The 16,653-nt window shown below is 71.6% G+C and carries 17 protein-coding genes and 1 pseudogene; 5 read left to right on the top strand and 13 right to left on the bottom strand.

Annotated elements, in window-relative coordinates:
• The first annotated feature begins 67 nt into the window (after window positions 1–67).
• Window positions 68–244, top strand: a complete 177-nt coding sequence (locus OG299_RS29360; RefSeq protein ID WP_266630427.1) for a hypothetical protein — start codon at window positions 68–70, stop codon at window positions 242–244.
• 106 nt (window positions 245–350) lie between these two features.
• Here the strand turns inward: OG299_RS29360 and OG299_RS29355 are convergent, their stop codons facing one another.
• A complete protein-coding gene (locus tag OG299_RS29355; protein ID WP_266630425.1) occupies window positions 351–1,790 on the bottom strand; it encodes an alkaline phosphatase PhoX in 1,440 nt (479 codons plus the stop codon).
• 228 nt (window positions 1,791–2,018) lie between these two features.
• A complete protein-coding gene (locus OG299_RS29350) occupies window positions 2,019–3,497 on the bottom strand; it encodes a hypothetical protein (RefSeq protein ID WP_327363096.1) in 1,479 nt (492 codons plus the stop codon).
• A 363-nt stretch (window positions 3,498–3,860) separates the two neighbouring features.
• Between OG299_RS29350 and OG299_RS29345 the strand changes: the two genes are divergently transcribed.
• From OG299_RS29345 to OG299_RS29335, 3 genes are all read left to right on the top strand, one after another.
• Window positions 3,861–5,702 (top strand): DUF8508 domain-containing protein, encoded by a 1,842-nt coding sequence (locus OG299_RS29345; protein WP_327363095.1) that lies wholly within the window; start codon window positions 3,861–3,863, stop codon window positions 5,700–5,702.
• Window positions 5,703–5,772: 70 nt separating this feature from the next.
• Window positions 5,773–6,219, top strand: a complete 447-nt coding sequence (locus tag OG299_RS29340) for a GNAT family N-acetyltransferase (RefSeq protein WP_327363094.1) — start codon at window positions 5,773–5,775, stop codon at window positions 6,217–6,219.
• A 166-nt stretch (window positions 6,220–6,385) separates the two neighbouring features.
• The gene (locus OG299_RS29335) at window positions 6,386–6,640 is read left to right on the top strand and encodes a hypothetical protein (protein WP_327363093.1); all 255 of its coding nucleotides are present in this window, start codon (window positions 6,386–6,388) and stop codon (window positions 6,638–6,640) included.
• Window positions 6,641–6,770: 130 nt separating this feature from the next.
• Here OG299_RS29335 and dapD read toward each other — a convergent pair whose 3' ends face one another.
• Window positions 6,771–7,751 (bottom strand): 2,3,4,5-tetrahydropyridine-2,6-dicarboxylate N-succinyltransferase, encoded by a 981-nt coding sequence (dapD, locus tag OG299_RS29330; RefSeq protein WP_266630419.1) that lies wholly within the window; start codon window positions 7,749–7,751, stop codon window positions 6,771–6,773.
• A gap of 9 nt (window positions 7,752–7,760) precedes the next feature.
• Window positions 7,761–8,972 (bottom strand): MFS transporter, encoded by a 1,212-nt coding sequence (locus OG299_RS29325; RefSeq protein ID WP_327363092.1) that lies wholly within the window; start codon window positions 8,970–8,972, stop codon window positions 7,761–7,763.
• Between the two features lie 102 nt (window positions 8,973–9,074).
• Between OG299_RS29325 and OG299_RS29320 the strand changes: the two genes are divergently transcribed.
• Window positions 9,075–9,950 carry a winged helix-turn-helix transcriptional regulator gene (locus tag OG299_RS29320; protein ID WP_266630416.1) on the top strand — a complete coding sequence of 292 codons (876 nt, stop codon included), beginning with the start codon at window positions 9,075–9,077 and terminating at the stop codon, window positions 9,948–9,950.
• Here the strand turns inward: OG299_RS29320 and OG299_RS29315 are convergent.
• The 9 genes and pseudogenes from OG299_RS29315 to sufD all read right to left on the bottom strand — a co-directional run bounded on the left by OG299_RS29315 (window position 9,947) and on the right by sufD (window position 16,647).
• Window positions 9,947–10,555, bottom strand: a complete 609-nt coding sequence (locus tag OG299_RS29315) for a TetR/AcrR family transcriptional regulator (protein WP_327363091.1) — start codon at window positions 10,553–10,555, stop codon at window positions 9,947–9,949. The two genes, OG299_RS29320 and OG299_RS29315, sit on opposite strands and share 4 nt — an antisense overlap.
• A pseudogene (locus OG299_RS29310) lies at window positions 10,555–10,653 on the bottom strand (QacE family quaternary ammonium compound efflux SMR transporter); the annotation flags it as partial. The pseudogene OG299_RS29310 and the gene OG299_RS29315, both read right to left, overlap by 1 nt.
• Before the next feature lie 59 nt (window positions 10,654–10,712).
• Window positions 10,713–12,083, bottom strand: a complete 1,371-nt coding sequence (locus OG299_RS29305) for a DUF3616 domain-containing protein (RefSeq protein ID WP_327363090.1) — start codon at window positions 12,081–12,083, stop codon at window positions 10,713–10,715.
• A gap of 212 nt (window positions 12,084–12,295) precedes the next feature.
• A complete protein-coding gene (locus OG299_RS29300) occupies window positions 12,296–12,643 on the bottom strand; it encodes a metal-sulfur cluster assembly factor (RefSeq protein ID WP_030160393.1) in 348 nt (115 codons plus the stop codon).
• Complete coding sequence (gene sufU / locus OG299_RS29295) at window positions 12,640–13,101, bottom strand: Fe-S cluster assembly sulfur transfer protein SufU (protein ID WP_030292254.1); 462 nt, start codon at window positions 13,099–13,101, stop codon at window positions 12,640–12,642. Before sufU ends, OG299_RS29300 begins: the two co-directional genes overlap by 4 nt.
• A 22-nt stretch (window positions 13,102–13,123) precedes the next feature.
• Window positions 13,124–14,380, bottom strand: a complete 1,257-nt coding sequence (locus tag OG299_RS29290; protein ID WP_266630408.1) for a cysteine desulfurase — start codon at window positions 14,378–14,380, stop codon at window positions 13,124–13,126.
• On the bottom strand, window positions 14,377–15,144 hold the full coding sequence (sufC, locus tag OG299_RS29285; protein ID WP_266630406.1) for a Fe-S cluster assembly ATPase SufC: 768 nt from the start codon (window positions 15,142–15,144) through the stop codon (window positions 14,377–14,379). The genes OG299_RS29290 and sufC overlap by 4 nt, the downstream gene beginning before the upstream one ends.
• 7 nt (window positions 15,145–15,151) lie before the next feature.
• Complete coding sequence (locus tag OG299_RS29280) at window positions 15,152–15,469, bottom strand: bifunctional 3-phenylpropionate/cinnamic acid dioxygenase ferredoxin subunit (protein ID WP_053785806.1); 318 nt, start codon at window positions 15,467–15,469, stop codon at window positions 15,152–15,154.
• Entirely contained in the window at window positions 15,469–16,647 is a 1,179-nt protein-coding gene (gene sufD / locus OG299_RS29275) for a Fe-S cluster assembly protein SufD (protein ID WP_266630403.1), read from the bottom strand. The genes OG299_RS29280 and sufD overlap by 1 nt, the downstream gene beginning before the upstream one ends.
• Between the last annotated feature and the right edge of the window lie 6 nt (window positions 16,648–16,653).

Genomic DNA, 16,653 nt, shown 5'->3' with positions numbered 1-16,653 from the left:
GCCGAGGTGATGGATTCCACCCTTAATCCGGAGGTGACTGTCAGTGCCCGCCCGTAGCCTTGAAAGCATGTACAGCACACTCCGGCCTGCGGGTCCCGCCCGTCCGTCCGCCGCTGAGGCGAACGAGGCGATACGGCACCTCGTCGAGACCCGGGTGGACGAGGAGTGGCCCTCCGAGGCGTACGAGTTCCTGCTCGAGGAATGGGCCGCAGCCAGCCACGCCGAGATCGGCGCCGCTCAGTGAACGATCGAAGGCCTGCCGCCGCCCGGTGAACGGGCGGCGGCACAGCCGTCGATCGTGAGTACCGGCTGCCGGAATGCCGGCCTCCGGTCCGTCGGCCGCCGAGGCGTCAGTGCGCGCGCCGCCACGGTCCGGTGATGGCGAGCATGATGCCGGGGTCCTGGATGTTGGCGTACAGCGTGCGCCCGTCCGGGGAGAAGCAGACCCCCGTGAACTCGGAGTACTCCGGCTCCTGCGCCGTCCCGTTGTTCAGCTCGTTGCGCGCCAGCGGGTAGGTGCGTCCCGACTCCGTTGCGCCGAACAGGTGCTGCAGGCCGCTGCCGTCCTCGGCGATGACCAGGCCGCCGTACGGGGAGACCGTGATGTTGTCGGGGCCGTCGAAGGAGCCGTCCTTGGCCGGGTCGGCGTTCACCCCGAGCACCACCATCAGCCGGACCGTGCGCCGCTTCGGGTCGTAGAACCACACCTGGCCGTCGTGCGCCGCGCCCGGGCTCTCCTCACGGGCGTACGAGGAGACGAAGTAGGCGCCGCCGTCGGCCCACCACATGCCCTCCAGCTTGCGCGCGCGGGTCACCGCGCCGTCCGCGAACTGCTTGCGCACCGACACCGTGCGCGCGTCGCGGTCCGGGACGCTCACCCAGTCGACCCCGTAGACCGTGCCGATCTTCGTCGCGCGCGAGAGGTCGTCGACGAACCGGCCGGCGCTGTCGAAGCACTTGGCGGCGGCCAGCACGCCGGCGTCGGCGGCGAGGGTACGGAGCTTGCCGCGCCCGTGGCGGAAGCCGCTCGGCGGGGTCCAGCGGTAGAGCAGCCCGTTGGGGCCGGAGGCGTCCTCGGTCAGGTAGGCGTGGCCCTGGCGCGGGTCGATGACCACGGCCTCGTGGGCGTACCGGCCGAAGGCCTTGACCGGCTTCGGGTCGCGGTTGGCGCGCCGGTCGTGCGGGTCGACCTCGAACACGTACCCGTGGTCCTTGGTCATGCCGTTCTTGCCCGCGAGGTCCTCGGTCTCCTCGCAGGTCAGCCAGGTCTCCCAGGGGGTGGCGCCGCCCGCGCAGTTGGTCGACGTACCGGCGACGCCCACCCATTCGGCGACCTCGCCGCCGCGCCGGACCTCGACGACCGTGCAGCCGCCGGCCGCGGCCGGGTCGTAGACGAGGCCCTCGGTGAGTGGGACGGGGTGCGTCCAGTCCGCCCGCTTGCCCTTGAGCTCGTGGTTGTTGACGAGGAGGGTGACCCCGCGGTGGCCCTCGAAGGCGGCCGTGCCGTCGTGGTTGGACGGCGTGGACTCGCCCGATTCGAGGGTGGTGACCCCGCTGTGGGTGATCACGCGGTAGCCGAATCCGGCGGGGAGGGCGAGCAGTCCCGCCGGGTCCGGGAGGAGCGGGCCGTAGCCGGGCTCGCAGGGCCGGCCCTGCTCGTCGCGCCGGGTCCCGTCGTCGGCCGCCAGCGCACCCGGGGCGGTGGCGAGGGCGCCGACCGTTCCGGTGAGCGCGACTCCCGCGCCGGCGATGACGGTGCGGGCGGTGAAGTCTCTACGGCTGAGCGGCATCGGGTCTCCAGGGGTGGGGAGGTGGTGCGCCTGTCGTGCGGTCGTCGGCGCACACGCTCCCGCCCGCACGTGAACGGCGGCTGAACTACCCACGAAGGGAAACCGGCCCCTTCCCGGCGGCCGGAATGGCCAACTCCGGCTCAGGAACGGCGCGTTCCGGCACCGCATCAGCGCGCTCCGGCACCGCTCCGGCACCGCTCCGGCACCGCATCAGCGCGCTCCGGCGCGTCAGGACGGCCGCGAGCGGGCCTTGAAGGCGGCCTTGCGGGCCTCCTTGGCGGCCTTCTTGTCCGGGTGCATCCGGCCCATCGCCTCCAGCACGTACGCCGTCGCCGGGTGCTCCACCCGCCAGACCTGGTCGAAGAACCCGGTGTGGTGCGCGGTCAGCGTCTCCATCAGCAGCGGCAGTTCCGCGGTCTCCCCGTCCGCCGCGAGCTGCGCCGCGATCGTGTCGACGGTCAGCCAGAACACCATCGCCCCGTCCGGCGCCGGTACGTCGGCCGCCCCGCGCTCGGACAGCCAGACCCGGGCGAGCCCGCCGAGCTCCGGGTCGTCCAGCACCGCGCGGACCGCCGGCTCGGCCTCCGGACCGGCCGGGGCGAGGGCCTGCTGGCAGCGCAGCCGGCGCAGCGGGCCGCCCTCGTCGGCGCCCCGGGCGGCGGCCAGCAGTTCGGCGACCGCGGCCGGCAGTTCGCGGCCGGTGAGCCACTGCTCCATCTCGGCCTGGGCCGCGCCCTCGGGGTAGCCGGAGACGGCGTCGAGCAGGGCGTCCGCGCCCTTGTCGGCCAGCTCTCCGACGGCGGGGGCGACGACCCCCGCCTCCAGCATGCGGGCGCGGATCCCGTACAGGCCGAGCGGGGTCAGCCGCACCATCCCGTACCGGGAGACGTCCTCGTCGTCGGCAGCGCCGCCCGGCACCGGGCCGGCGGCGAGCTCCTCGTCGTCCGCCTCCGTCATCAGCGCCTCGTCGACGGGCCGGAACTCCACGAGCCCGATCGGCTCCAGCTGCCGGAACTGGTCGTCGAGGCGCATCATCGCCTCCGAGACCTGCTCCAGCACGGCGTCGGTGGGCTCGCTCATGTCCTCCGGGATGACCATCGAAGCGGCGAGCACGGGCAGCGGAACCGGGCCGTGCGAGGCGCCGTGCTCGGCGGCGGTGAGCAGGTAGAGGTTGGCGAGGACCCCGTCGAGGAAGTCCGCCTCGCGGCGCGGGTTCCAGTCCAGCTGGTCGAAGTCGATCTCGCCGCCCGCGTCCAACGCATCGACGAGGCCGTCCAGATCGGGCACGGCCGCGTCCGCGAGCACGGTGTCCAGGGCGGCCAGCCACAGGTCGAGCACCTCGCCGGGCGCGCCGCCGGTCACCAGGGCCAGGTCCTCGCCGGGGACGGCGGTGCCGGGCTCCTCGTCGCCGTTGTCGTCGTCGGGTTCACTCACGTCGACCAGGCCGGTGTCCACGGCCACGCGCCAGGCCTGGCTCGCGAGCACCGGGGCTTCCTCGTCGGCGGCGTCGAGGCCGAGCGCGGCGATGGCCCCGGGCAGCTGTGCGGCGATGAGTTCGCCGCCGATGTGGACGCGGGTGTCCGGTCCGGCCCAGCGGGCCAGCCGTACGGCGCGGGCGAACAGCGGGGCGGCGAGGGCGTCGCGGGCCAGTTCCGCATCGGAGGGCAGCCGTACGGGCGGCAGCGTGGCGTGCGGCTCTGCGGACATGGGGCGGTCTCCTCGCGGACGCAGTGGGGCGGTGTGCACGGTCGCCGTGGGGCGGCGGTCGGGCCGCCCCCGGGGCGGTGGTCCGGCCGCCGCGGGCGGCCGTCCGGCGCACAAGCGTAGACGCATATCGGGCGCGCCCGGCGGGTCATCTCCTTTGGTTCATCCCACAGTCAGCTTCCGTATCCCCTGGAGGCCTTGACAACTTCCCTGGTCACACAGGAAATTGACGCGCGTAGATCTATGGGGAACCACCGGGATACCTGCGGATCTCCTGCGGCCCTGCCGCGAACCCGCCGCACGTATCCCGCCAAAACCACGCATCACCCCTTCGCTTCTCTCTTCCACACACCGGAGTTCCTGACCATGCGCTCCTCGCATCCCCGTTCCGCCGCCGTCTCGGCACTCGTCGCCACCGCCCTGGCCACCGGCCTGCTGGCGGGCACCGCCGACGCCGCCGAAGGCGCCGCGTCCGCCGATCCGATACGCATCCACGACATCCAGGGCACCACCCGGATATCGCCGCTCAACGGCAAGCAGGTCGCCGATGTCGCGGGCATCGTGACCGGCGTGCGCACGTACGGCTCGCGCGGTTTCTGGATGCAGGACCCGGACGCCGACGACAACGACGCGACGAGTGAGGGCGTCTTCGTCTTCACCAGCTCCGTCCCGACCGTCGCCGTCGGCGACGCGGTCAAGGTCTCCGGCCTGGTCGGCGAGTACATCCCCGGCGGCGTCTCCTCCGGCAACCAGTCGGTCACCCAGATCTCCAAGCCGGCCGTGACCGTCGTCTCCTCCGGCAACGCGCTGCCCGAGGCCGTCGCGATCAACGAGTACAACGTGCCCGCCGAGTACGCCCCGGCGGGCGACCCGGCCGCCGCCGGCAGCATCAACGGCCTGACCCTGGACCCCTCGCGCTACGCGCTGGACTTCTACGAGTCCCTCGAGGGCATGAACGTGAAGATCGGCACCTCCCGCGTGGTCGGCGCCACCGACCCGTACGCGGAGCTGTGGGTCACGGTGAAGGGCTGGGAGAACACCGCCAAGCGCGGCGGCACGATCTACGGCTCGTACGAGTCCCAGAACACCGGCCGGCTCCAGATCCAGCAGCTCGCGCCGCTGGCGCAGCAGCCCTTCCCGGTGGCCAACGTCGGCGACAGGCTGACCGGCACCACCGAAGGCCCGCTGGACTTCAACCAGTTCGGCGGCTACACCCTGGTGGCCCGCGCCCTCGGCACGGTCAAGGCGGGCACCCTCGCCCCCGAGAAGACCAAGGCGCAGGCCGCGAACGAGCTCGCGGTGGCCACGTACAACGTGGAGAACCTCGACCCGAGCGACCCGCAGGAGAAGTTCGACAACCTGGCGAAGGCCGTCGTCGCGAACCTCGCCTCGCCCGACATCCTGGCCCTGGAGGAGATCCAGGACGACAACGGCGCCAAGAACGACGGCACCGTGTCGGCGGAGCAGACGCTGACGAAGTTCACGGCGGCGATCGTCGCGGCCGGCGGCCCGGCGTACCAGTGGCGCACCATCAACCCGGAGGACAAGAAGGACGGCGGCGAGCCCGGCGGCAACATCCGCCAGGTGTTCCTGTTCAACCCGGCCCGCGTCTCCTTCACCGACCGCGCGGCGGGCGACGCGGTGACCGCGACCGGTGTCGTCAAGGAGCAGGGCAAGGCCGCACTGACCCACTCCCCCGGCCGGATCGACCCGGCGAACCCGGCGTGGGCCGACAGCCGCAAGCCGCTCGCGGGCGAGTTCGTCTTCAAGGGCAAGACGGTCTTCGTGATCGCCAACCACTTCGGCTCCAAGGGCGGCGACGAGGGCCTGGCCTCGTCCCACCAGCCGCCGGTCCGCTCCTCGGAGGCCAAGCGGCTGCTGCAGGCGCAGGCCGTGAACGGCTTCGTCAAGGAGCTCCTGGCGACGGACAAGAACGCGAACGTCCTCGCCGTCGGCGACATCAACGACTTCGAGTTCTCGGGCACCGCGCAGGCGCTGGAGGACGGCGGGGCGCTGTACTCGGCGATCAAGTCGCTGCCGAAGGCGGAGCGCTACTCGTACGTGTACCAGGGCAACGCCCAGGTGCTGGACCAGATCCTGACCAGCCCGGCGATCAAGTCGTTCACGTACGACAGCGTGCACATCAACGCGGAGTTCTCGGCGCAGAACAGCGACCACGACCCGCAGGTGCTCCGCTTCCGCCCGTAACCGCGGTGCGGACCTGAGCCGCAGGGGCCCGGACGCCGTCCCGTCCGGGCCCCCTGCCACACTTCCGGTCATGATCTTCCGTACTGCCACCCGTGAGGACCTGCCCGCCGTACTGGCCCTGTTGGCGGACGCCGGCGAGGAGGAGCGGGCCGAGGTCACCGAGGCGCACGAGCAGGCTTTCGCCGCGATCGAGGCGGATGCCCGCAACGAGATGCTGGTCCTCTGCGAGGGCGGGACGGGGACGGTGCTCGGCTGCCTCCAGCTGACGTACGTCCCGGGCCTCGGCCAGGGCGGGCGGGAGCGGGCGCTGGTCGAGGCGGTACGGATCCGCGAGGACCGCCGGGGCGGCGGGCTGGGCGCGGAGCTGATGCGGCTGGCGGTGGCGCGGGCGCGCGAGCGCGGCTGCGGCCTGGTCCAGCTGACCAGCAACAAGCAGCGGGCGGACGCCCACCGCTTCTACGAGCGGCTGGGTTTCGCGCGCAGCCACGAGGGCTTCAAGCTGCGCCTGGCGGAGTGAGCGGGGAGGCCTCCGGGCCGGTTCGGGGGACATGTGGGGACTTTCGCCCCTGGCGTGACGCTCGCCACATCCCTCCCCATTCGAGCCGGGTTGTGGTGTTGAGTGTCCCCACGCTCGACAGTGTCCCCGCACTCGGCCATGTCCGCCCGTATCCCCGGAGGACCGCGTGTTCCCCTCCATCTCCCTCGCCCAGGAAATCGGCCTTGCCGTCCTGCTCGTGGCCGCCCTCGTCTGGGTGCTCGGCCTCGGCCACACGCTGTGGGACGCCCGCTTCCACCACCCGGAGCCCGGCGCGTTCGAGGGCATCGCGGTGATCCCGGCGCAGCGCACTGCTGCCGCGCACCCGATGGAGTCGGTCGAACTGACCGAGGCGGAGGAAGAGGCCTTCGCCGGCCTCATCCGCACCCTCCCCCACTCCTGACCGACCCGTCCTCCCGCGCTCGGGGCGGGGGGACGTTCCCGGGACCGGGAGAAACACGACGCCCTCACCCCCCCCTTGCCGGGGTGATGAGGGCGTCGTGGCTGTACCGGGCAGCCGGGGCCCGTGGGCGTCAGTTGTGGGAGTGGAGGACCTCGTTCAGGCCGCCCCAGACCGCGTTGTTCGGGCGGGCCTCGACCGTGCCGGTGACCGAGTTGCGGCGGAAGAGGATGTTGCTGGCGCCCGAGAGCTCCAGGGCCTTGACGATCTGGCCGTCCGGGAGGGTGACGCGGGTGCCCGCGGTCACGTACAGGCCGGCCTCGACGATGCACTCGTCGCCCAGCGCGATGCCGACGCCCGCCTCGGCGCCGATCAGGCAGCGCTCGCCGATCGAGATGATCTGCTTGCCGCCGCCCGAGAGGGTGCCCATCGTGGACGCGCCGCCGCCGATGTCGGAGCCGTCGCCGACCACGACGCCCGCCGAGATGCGGCCCTCGACCATGGAGGTGCCGAGGGTGCCGGCGTTGAAGTTGACGAACCCCTCGTGCATGACGGTGGTGCCCTCGGCGAGGTGCGCGCCGAGGCGGACCCGGTCCGCGTCGGCGATGCGCACGCCCTTGGGGGCGACGTAGTCCGTCATCCGCGGGAACTTGTCGATCGAGGTGACCTGGACGTACAGGCCCTCGGCGCGCGCGTTCAGCCGCACGGTCTCCACCTGGTCCACGGCGACCGGGCCCAGCGAGGTCCAGGCGACGTTGGCCAGCAGTCCGAAGACGCCGTCCAGGCTCTGGCCGTGCGGCTTGACCAGGCGGTGGCTGAGCAGGTGCAGGCGCAGGTACGCGTCGTGCGCGTCCAGCGGCTTGTCCTCGAGGGAGGAGATCACGGTGCGGACGGCTACGACCTCGACGTCGCGGACCGCGTCCAGGCGGATCGCCTTGGCCGCGGCGGTGCCCAGCAGCTCCACGGCCTGGTCGGCGGTGAGGCGCTCGGTGCCGGCCGGGCCGGGCTCGGCGACCAGCTCGGGGGCGGGGAACCAGGTGTCGAGGACGGTGCCGTCGGAGGCGATGGTGGCAAGTCCGGCGGCGACGGCGCCGGTGGTACGCGTAGCAGTCATGTCCGAAACCTAACCGGCGACGGCCTGCGGTCGCGAACCGGTCTCATGTGCCGGTCCGCCCGCGTGTCGCCGCTGCCGCGCCGACACCCACAGCACCGCCCCGCCCGCGCCCGCCGCAAGCGCCGCGCACAGCGGCCACAGCAGCCCGGGCGCGGCCGCGTACAGCGCTCCGCCCAGGGGCGGCCCGAGGACGACACCGCTGACCGAGACACCCGCGTACAGGCTCTGGAACCGCCCGATGGCGTGCTCGGGCGCCTGGTCGGCCACGTACGCGGTGGCGGTGGTCTTGTACAGGATCTCGCCGAGGCTCAGCAGCACCATCATCACCACGGCGCTCGCAACCCCCACCCCAAGCAGCAGCGCAGCGTACCCGGCCCCGACCAGTACCAGGCCGGTCCCGATGACCGGGAGCGGCGGCCGGGAGCGCAGCGCGACGGCGGCCGGGAGCTCGAGCAGCAGGATGACCGCACCGTTGAGGGCGATCACGAGGCCGAAGGCCCGGGTGCCGTGTCCGTGGTCGGCCAGGAAGACGGGGAAGGTGCCGTACTGCTGGCGGTAGACGAGATCGGTCACCAGGATCGCGCCGAGGAGGGCGAGTACGGCGGGCCGGGCGCGCAGCTCCGCCCACAGGCCGCGGCCCCGACCCCCGTCCGGGGCCGCGGCGGCATTGCGGGAGGCACCGCGGGCGGGGACGACGCGCGCGGTCCAGAGGGCGAAGAACAGGGTCCCGAGGCCGTCGCAGACGAAGACCCAGTCGTACGAGAGCCCGGTCGCGATCAGGGCTCCGAGGGGCGGGCCGAGGGTGAAGCCGCCGTTGGAGACGCAGCGGACGACGGCGAAGGCCTGCCGGCGGGCCCCCTCGGGGACGGTGACGGCGACCAGCGCGGAGTTCGCGGCCCGGACCACGCCGGAGGCGTACTGGGCCAGCGGCAGGGCGGCGCAGAGCCCGGCGGTGGGCAGGAGCGGGAAGGACATCAGGGCGAGGCCGCCGGCGGTGGAGGCCGCGAGCAGCACCCGGCGGTGGCCGAAGCGGTCCCCGTACCAGCCGCCGGTGAAGTTCCCGGCGACGAGGCCGACGCCGCCGATGCCGGTGGCCAGGCCCGCCTGGGCGGCGCCGAGGCCGCGCGGGCCGGTCAGGTACAGGAAGACGAAGACGAAGGTGAAGCTGACGACGGCGTTGACGAACACCCCTGCCGCCAGCAGCCACACCGCTCTCGGCACGTCCTTGAAACCTTGCACCACGCCCCCGCCCGCTGGTTAGTTCCTTTTGGGAACGGACTATGTCAGCATGACAGCCTTGGGTCAACGGACAAAGGAGTGCCCATGGCCCAGCGCACACACCTCGACGACGCGGACTGCGCCATCGCCCAGGCCCTCGACGTGGTGGGCGACTGGTGGACGCTGCTGATCGTGCGCGACGCCGCGCGCGGCGTGCACCGCTTCGACGCGTTCCAGCGCGAGCTGGGGATGTCCCGCAAGGTGCTGGCCGAGCGGCTGAAGCTGCTGGTCGAAGCCGGGGTGCTGACGCGCGAGCCGTACCAGGAACGTCCGGTGCGGCACGAGTACCGGCTGACCCCGCGCGGGCGGGGGCTGCTGCCGGTCCTGGTGGCCCTCCAGGACTGGGGAGACACCTGGGTCCTGGGAGAGGGAGAGATGACGGCGACGACGGAGGAGTCCTCGCGGGAGGCGGAACGGGTGCACGCACTGCGCGGAACGCGGCTGCCGGAGCTGGCGCTGCCGGACCGGTTCGGGGAGGTCCGGGATCCGGTGGCGGACACGCCGTTCACGGTCCTCTACTGCTTCCCCGGCGCGTACGCCCGGGCCGAGTCCTACCCGCCGGGGTGGGCGGGGATCCCGGGGGCGAAGGGCTGCACCTTCGAGTCGTGCACGTACCGGGACCAGCTGGCGGAGTTCACGGCGGCGGGGGCGACGGTGCACGGGGTGTCCACCCAGCGGCCCGATGAACAGCGGGAGTTCGCGCAGGCGGAGGGGCTGCGGTTCCCGCTGCTCTCGGACGCGGAGCTTTCGCTGACGGCGGCGTTGCGGTTGCCGACGTTTCGGGCCGCGGGGGTGAGCCGGCTGAAGCGGTTGACGCTGGTGGTGGATCGGGAGCGGGTGGTGCGGGAGGTGATCTATCCGATCCGGGACATCGAGGGCAGTGTCACGGCGGCGCTGGCCGCGGTCCGGGCCGCCGGCTAGCTGCCGGCTCTCCGCCGGCTCGCCGGCGACGCCTCCGGCCCGGCGGGGCCGGAGTTGCCCGCCGGGCCGGATTTCAGGATGCGGGCCAGGATTTCGCGGGTGTACGGCTCGTCGTACTCCGTCGCCGTCAGCAGGACCTGGAGGCTGATGCCGTCCATCACCGCCGCCAGGGCCCGGGCCGTCCGCGGGTCCACGCGGTGGGTCAGGGCCGCCGAGACGGACTCCGTCCACTGCGCCGCCACCGGGCGCAGCGCCGGGCGGCGCAGTGCCTCCAGGTACAGCTCGTACTCCGGCTCCGCCCGCGCCCGGTCCGCCGTCAGGAACTCCCCCAGCAGCCGCGCCAGTGCCCCCGCCAGATCCGGGTCGTCGACGTCCGGCACCGGTACGAAGCCCGCGTTCGCCTGTCGCAGCGCCGCGACCAGCAGGTCGTCCAGCGTCTTGAAGTGGTACGTGGTCGAGCCCAGCGGAACATCCGCCTCCGCCGCCACGGTGCGGTGGCTCAGCCCTGCGATGGCCTTCGCGCCCACCACCCGGATCGCCGCGTCGATGATCCGCTGCCGCCGGTCCGGGTCGTACCTGCGCCCGCCGGCGCCCGCGGGGGCCATCAGTGCGCCCCGCCCAGGTTCAGCAGCACCACGCCGCCGATGATCAGTGCGATCCCGGCGATTTTCGCGGCGGTGGCCGCCTCCCCCATGAACACCATCAAGCAGTACACAGGGCATGTGCACGAGAGTACACATGCCCTATGCACCTATCCTTGCGTCAGTTCAGCGTGAACCAGGCCGCCCGGGCCTTCTTCCACTCCGGGTGCGTCAGGTCCTTGGCCTCGACCCCGTCCCCGTACAGGTCCGCGGACCCGCTGTCCGTGATCAGCTGCACGCGCGCCCCCGCCACCGACAGGTCCGGCACGTCCACGACGGCCTCCCAGCCGCCCGGGTCGGTCGTCGGCAGGTCGGCCCGCTTGACCGGGGCGTGGCCCGCGACGCCGTCCCACTGGTAGAGCGCGTACGGGTCCGAGTTGTCGTCCGCGGCCCAGGAGCCGGCCAGGATCAGGTACTGGTCCGCCGCGTTCTTGCGGATGTCGCGGATCGACAGCCCGCCGAGGTCGAGCTCGATGCCCGCCCCGAAGGTGGCCTTGGCCCCGCTGGAGAGCACCTTGTCGAAGTTGGTCACCGGCACGATCAGCGCCTTGCCGCCCGGCACCGCCGGGGCCAGCGGGGCGCGGAAGCCCAGGTACGCGGTCGTGGTCGAGCCCGGCGCGAACTCCAGCCCCTCCACGTTGAAGCCGTCGATCTGCTTGGGCGCCTCGCCCGCCGCCGTGCCGGCCGCGAAGCCGTAACGGTTGCCGTTCGCCGTGTCCCAGGCCACCAGGTCGTCGCGGAGCTTCTTGTACGAGCGCCCGTACGCCAGCTGCGTACCCGACCCGGAGCCGGTCACCGTGGTGGTGAACACCGTGTTCCGGGGCGCCTTGTACTCGCCGTCCTTGTTGTTGCCGAGCGAGCCCGTCCAGTAGATGGTGTTGCCGATCAGGGTCGCCCCCTCGATGTCCACCTCCTTGGTGACGCCGAGCTGCGAGCTGAAGTCCCAGGTCCGGACCGGGGCGGCCGAGCGGGAACGGTCGTACAGGCGCAGCACGTTGTTCTCGTCGTCGGCGACCACGGTGTAGCCGCCGCCGACGTCCACGGCGGCCGAGGAGTCGGAGGCGCCGCTGAAGTACCGGGCGTCGGCCGGGTTCTGCACGGCGGCCGAGGCGGCGTAGGACAGGGTCTTGGTGGCGCTCTTGCCGCCCAGCCCCGCCACCTTGACGGTGAGGTTGGTGTAGCCGCGGCCGCGCGCGGTGACGGCCAGCTGCCGCACCGCCCCGGCCCCCGTGACGGTCACGTCGCCCGTGCCGGCGACCGAGGTCTTGCTCGACGCGGAGGCGCTGACCGTCAGCGCGGACACGTCGGCGCCGCTCTGCCCCACGGTCACGTTCACCACGGGGTCCCCGACCGCGCCGACGGCGCCGGACAGGTACGACGCGGACAGGCTGATGGTCGGCGTCCCGTACGTCACCGCCTGCGCGGGCACGACCGTGACCGTCCCGGCGACGACCAGCGCCGCGATCCCTGCGATACCAAGCTGCTTCTTCATCGGTGTCCCCACGAGTCGAGCCGAGCGCGATCCACACGTCACGCCGTGACGGCCGTCGAGCAGGTTCGGCCACCGTGGCCAACTCCCGGTGCACTTCAATCGTCCGCCGGACGAACTCGCAGGGCCTCCCGGGGGAGGCTCCCGGAAGCTCCCGGAAAACGTGAAGGACCCCCGGCACTCAGTGCCGGGGGCCCTTCACGGAGCGAGGTCGCTCAGACGTTGAAGCCGAGCGCGCGCAGCTGCTCGCGGCCGTCGTCCGTGATCTTGTCCGGGCCCCACGGGGGCATCCAGACCCAGTTGATGCGGAGCTCGCTGACGATGCCGTCCGTCGCCGACTTCGCCTGGTCCTCGATGACGTCCGTCAGCGGGCAGGCCGCCGAGGTCAGCGTCATGTCGAGGGTCGCGATGTTCGCGTCGTCGATGTGGATGCCGTAGATCAGGCCCAGGTTGACGACGTCGATCCCCAGCTCGGGGTCGACCACGTCGTAGAGGGCCTCGCGGACCTCTTCCTCGGTGGCCGGCTTGATCGACGCCTCGGCGGGCGTCGCGTTCTCGGTCATGCCGTCTTCCTCTCGGCGTCGCCCAGTGCCTGGGCGGTCGCGTCCTTCCAGGCCATCCAGCTCAGCAGAGCACACTTCACGCGAGCCGGGTACTTGGAGACGCCGACGAACGCGACCGCGTCCTCCAGCACCTCCTCCATGGCCTCGTCGGGCTCGATCTTGCCCTTCGACTGCATCATCTCCAGGAACACGCCCTGGATCTTCTGCGCCTCGGCCAGTTCCTTGCCCACGAGCAGCTCGTTCAGCACGGACGCGCTGGCCTGGCTGATGGAGCAGCCCTGGCCCTCGTACGAGACGTCGGTGAGCGTCTCGCCGTCGTACTTCACGCGCAGCGTGATCTCGTCGCCGCACGTCGGGTTGACGTGGTGCACCTCGGCGTCGCCGTCGCGCAGGCCACGCCCGTGCGGGTGCTTGTAGTGGTCCAGGATCAGTTCCTGGTACATCGAATCCAGCTTCACTGCGTCGTCCTCGTCGCCCTCGTCAGCCGAAGAAGTTCCGTACGTGCTCCAGCCCGTCGATCAGTGCGTCGACGTCGGCCGGAGAGGAGTACAGGTAGAAAGACGCTCGCGTGGTCGCGGGAATTCCGTAGCGCAGGCAGACCGGGCGCGCGCAGTGGTGTCCCACGCGGACCGCGATGCCCTGCTCGTCCAGGACCTGGCCGACATCGTGGGGGTGGATGTCACCGAGCGTGAAGGAGATCGCGGCGCCGCGGTCCTCGGCCGTGGTGGGGCCGATGATCCGCAGGTCGGGGACCTCCAGGAGGCGCTTCACCGCGTACTCGGTGATCGCGTGCTCGTGCGCGGCGATCTTGTCCATGCCGATCGCGGTCAGGTAGTCCACGGCCGCGCCGAGGCCGACGGCCTGGGCGATCGGGGGCGTACCCGCCTCGAACTTGTGGGGCGCCGGGGCGTACGTCGAGGCGTGCATCGACACGGTCTCGATCATCTCGCCGCCGCCGAGGAACGGAGGCAGGTCCTCCAGGAGCTCCTGGCGGCCCCAGAGCACGCCGATGCCGGTCGGGCCGCACATCTTGTGGCCGGTGAAGGCCACGAAGTCGGCGCCGAGCGCCTGCACGTCCAGCGGCATGTGCGGAGCGGCCTGCGAGGCGTCGATCAGCACCAGCGCGCCGACCTCCTGCGCGCGGCGGACGATCGCGTCGACCGGGTTGATCGTGCCCATGATGTTGGAGACCAGCGTGAAGGAGACGATCTTCGTCTTCTCCGTGATGACCTCTTCGATGTTGGACAGGTCGAGCCGGCCGTCGTCGGTCAGGCCGAACCACTTCAGCTTCGCGCCGGTGCGCTGCGAGAGCAGCTGCCACGGGACGATGTTGGAGTGGTGCTCCATCTCCGTGATGGCGATCTCGGTCTCGCGGTCGACCCGGTAGGGCTCGTCCGCCCAGCCGAGCATGTTCGCGACCAGGTTGAGCGACTCCGAGGCGTTCTTGGTGAAGATCACCTCGTCGCGGCTCGGCGCGTTGATGAAGGCGGCGACCTTGTCGCGGGCGCCCTCGTACAGCGCCGTGGCCTCCTCGGCGAGCACGTGCACGCCACGGTGGACGTTGGCGTTGTGCTGCTCGTAGTACTCGTTCAGCGCGTCGAGCACCTGGCGCGGCTTCTGCGAAGTCGCCGCGTTGTCCAGGTAAACGATCTTCTTCCCGTCGTGGACCACACGATCCAGCAGGGGGAAGTCCTTGCGGATCGCCTCGATGTCGAGGAGGCCAGGCAACTGTGTCACGCGGTCGCGCCACCCTTCGTGCTGTACGCCTCGTAGCCTTCCGCCTCCAGCTTGTCGGCGAGCTCGGCGCCGCCGGACTCGACGATGCGGCCTTCCGAGAAGACGTGGACGAAGTCGGGCTTGATGTAACGGAGGATCCGCGTGTAGTGCGTGATCAGCAGCGTGCCGACCTCGCCGGTCGCGCGGACGCGGTTGACGCCTTCGGAGACCTGGCGCAGGGCGTCGACGTCGAGGCCGGAGTCGGTCTCGTCGAGGATCGCGATCTTCGGCTTGAGGAGCTCCAGCTGGAGGATCTCGTGGCGCTTCTTCTCACCGCCGGAGAAGCCCTCGTTGACGTTGCGCTCGGCGAAGGCCGGGTCCATCTGGAGCTGCTCCATGGCGGACTTGACCTCCTTCACCCAGGTACGCAGCTTCGGCGCCTCGCCGCGGATGGCGGTGGCCGACGTACGCAGGAAGTTGGAGACCGAGACGCCGGGGACCTCGACCGGGTACTGCATGGCGAGGAAGACGCCGGCGCGGGCGCGCTCGTCGACGGACATCTCCAGGACGTCTTCGCCGTCGAGGGTCACGGTGCCACCGGTGATGGTGTACTTCGGGTGACCGGCGAGCGAGTACGCCAGGGTGGACTTGCCGGAGCCGTTGGGGCCCATGATGGCGTGCGTCTCACCCTGCTTGACGGTGAGGTCGACACCCTTGAGGATCTCCCGGGCGCCGTTCTCGGCCTCGACGGAGACGTGCAGGTCGTGGATTTCAAGCGTTGCCATGGATGCCTCAGGACTCCTGGGTGAGGGAGACGAGCACGTCGTCCCCTTCGATCTTTACGGGGTAAACGGGTACGGGGCGGGTCGCCGGCAGACCGGAGGGCTTGCCGGTGCGCAGGTCGAAGGAGGACCCGTGCAGCCAGCACTCGATCATGCAGTCCTCGACCTCGCCCTCCGAGAGCGAGACGTTCGCGTGCGAGCAGATGTCGTTGATCGCGAACACCTCCCCCTCGGTGGAGACGATGGACACCGGCGTGCCGTCGAGTTCCACCCGCTTCGGGGTGTTCTCCTCGAGCTCGCTCAGCGCACAGGCCTTGACGTAGGTCATCAGACGGACGCCTCGAGCTCGGTCTCGATCTTGGCGAGGAGGCGCTCCTCGATGTCCGGGACACCGATCTGCTGGACGAGCTCGGCGAAGAAGCCGCGCACGACCAGGCGGCGGGCGTCGTCGGCCGGGATGCCGCGGGCCTGCAGGTAGAAGAGCTGCTCGTCGTCGAAGCGGCCGGTCGCGGAGGCGTGGCCGGCGCCGACGATCTCGCCGGTCTCGATCTCCAGGTTCGGCACCGAGTCGACCCGCGCGCCGTCCGTGAGGACGAGGTTGCGGTTCATCTCGTAGGTGTCGGTGCCCTCGGCGCTCTTCTCGATGAGGACGTCGCCGATCCAGACGGCGTGGGCGCCTTCGCCCTGCAGCGCACCCTTGTAGACCACGTGGGACTTGCAGTGCGGGGCGTCGTGCGTGACCAGGAGGCGGTGCTCCTGGTGCTGGTCGGCGTCCGTGAAGTACAGGCCGAGGAGCTCGGCGTCGCCGCCGGGGCCCGCGTAGCTGACCCGCGGGTGCAGGCGTACGACGTCGCCGCCGAAGGTGACCACGATCGACTTGAAGGTCGCGTCGCGGCCGACCAGCGTGTTGTGCTGGGAGCAGTGGACGGCGGTGTCGTCCCAGTCCTGCACGGAGACGACGGTGAGCTTGGCGCCGTCGCCGACGAGGAAGTCGACGTTGGCGGCGCGCACGCCGTCACCGGTGTGGTCGATGACGATGACGGCCTCGGCGAAGGCCTGTACGTCGAAGACGGTGTGGCCGAAGGTGGTGCCGCCCTCGCCGTGCAGCGAGACGCGCACGGGCTCGGTCAGCACGGCCTCCTTGGGCACGGTGACGACCGTGGCCTTGGCGAAGGACGAGAACGCCTGGGCGGCGATCCGGTCCACCGGGGTGCCGGCCTTGCCGATCCGCGCGTCTCCGCGCTCCACCGACTCGACGGTGACGCCCTCGGGCGCGTCGATCTGGGCCTTCATGGTGCCGTTGGCGACCGCGGTGCCGTCGTGCAGACCACGCAGGCGCGCCAGCGGGGTGAACCGCCACTCCTCCTCGCGGCCGTGGGGGACGGGGAAGTCCGCCACGTCGAAGGACGGGGGTGCGCTCATCCGGGTGGCGACGGTGGACTCGGCGGCCACCGCGATCGCGCCGGCCGTGGTCGACCCGGCCGGAATGTTCTGAGCCTCAGCCATGGCTGT

The sequence above is a fragment of the Streptomyces sp. NBC_01296 genome, assembly GCF_035984415.1.
Lineage (GTDB): Bacteria > Actinomycetota > Actinomycetes > Streptomycetales > Streptomycetaceae > Streptomyces.
This window is presented reverse-complemented; position numbering and strand designations above follow the sequence as displayed.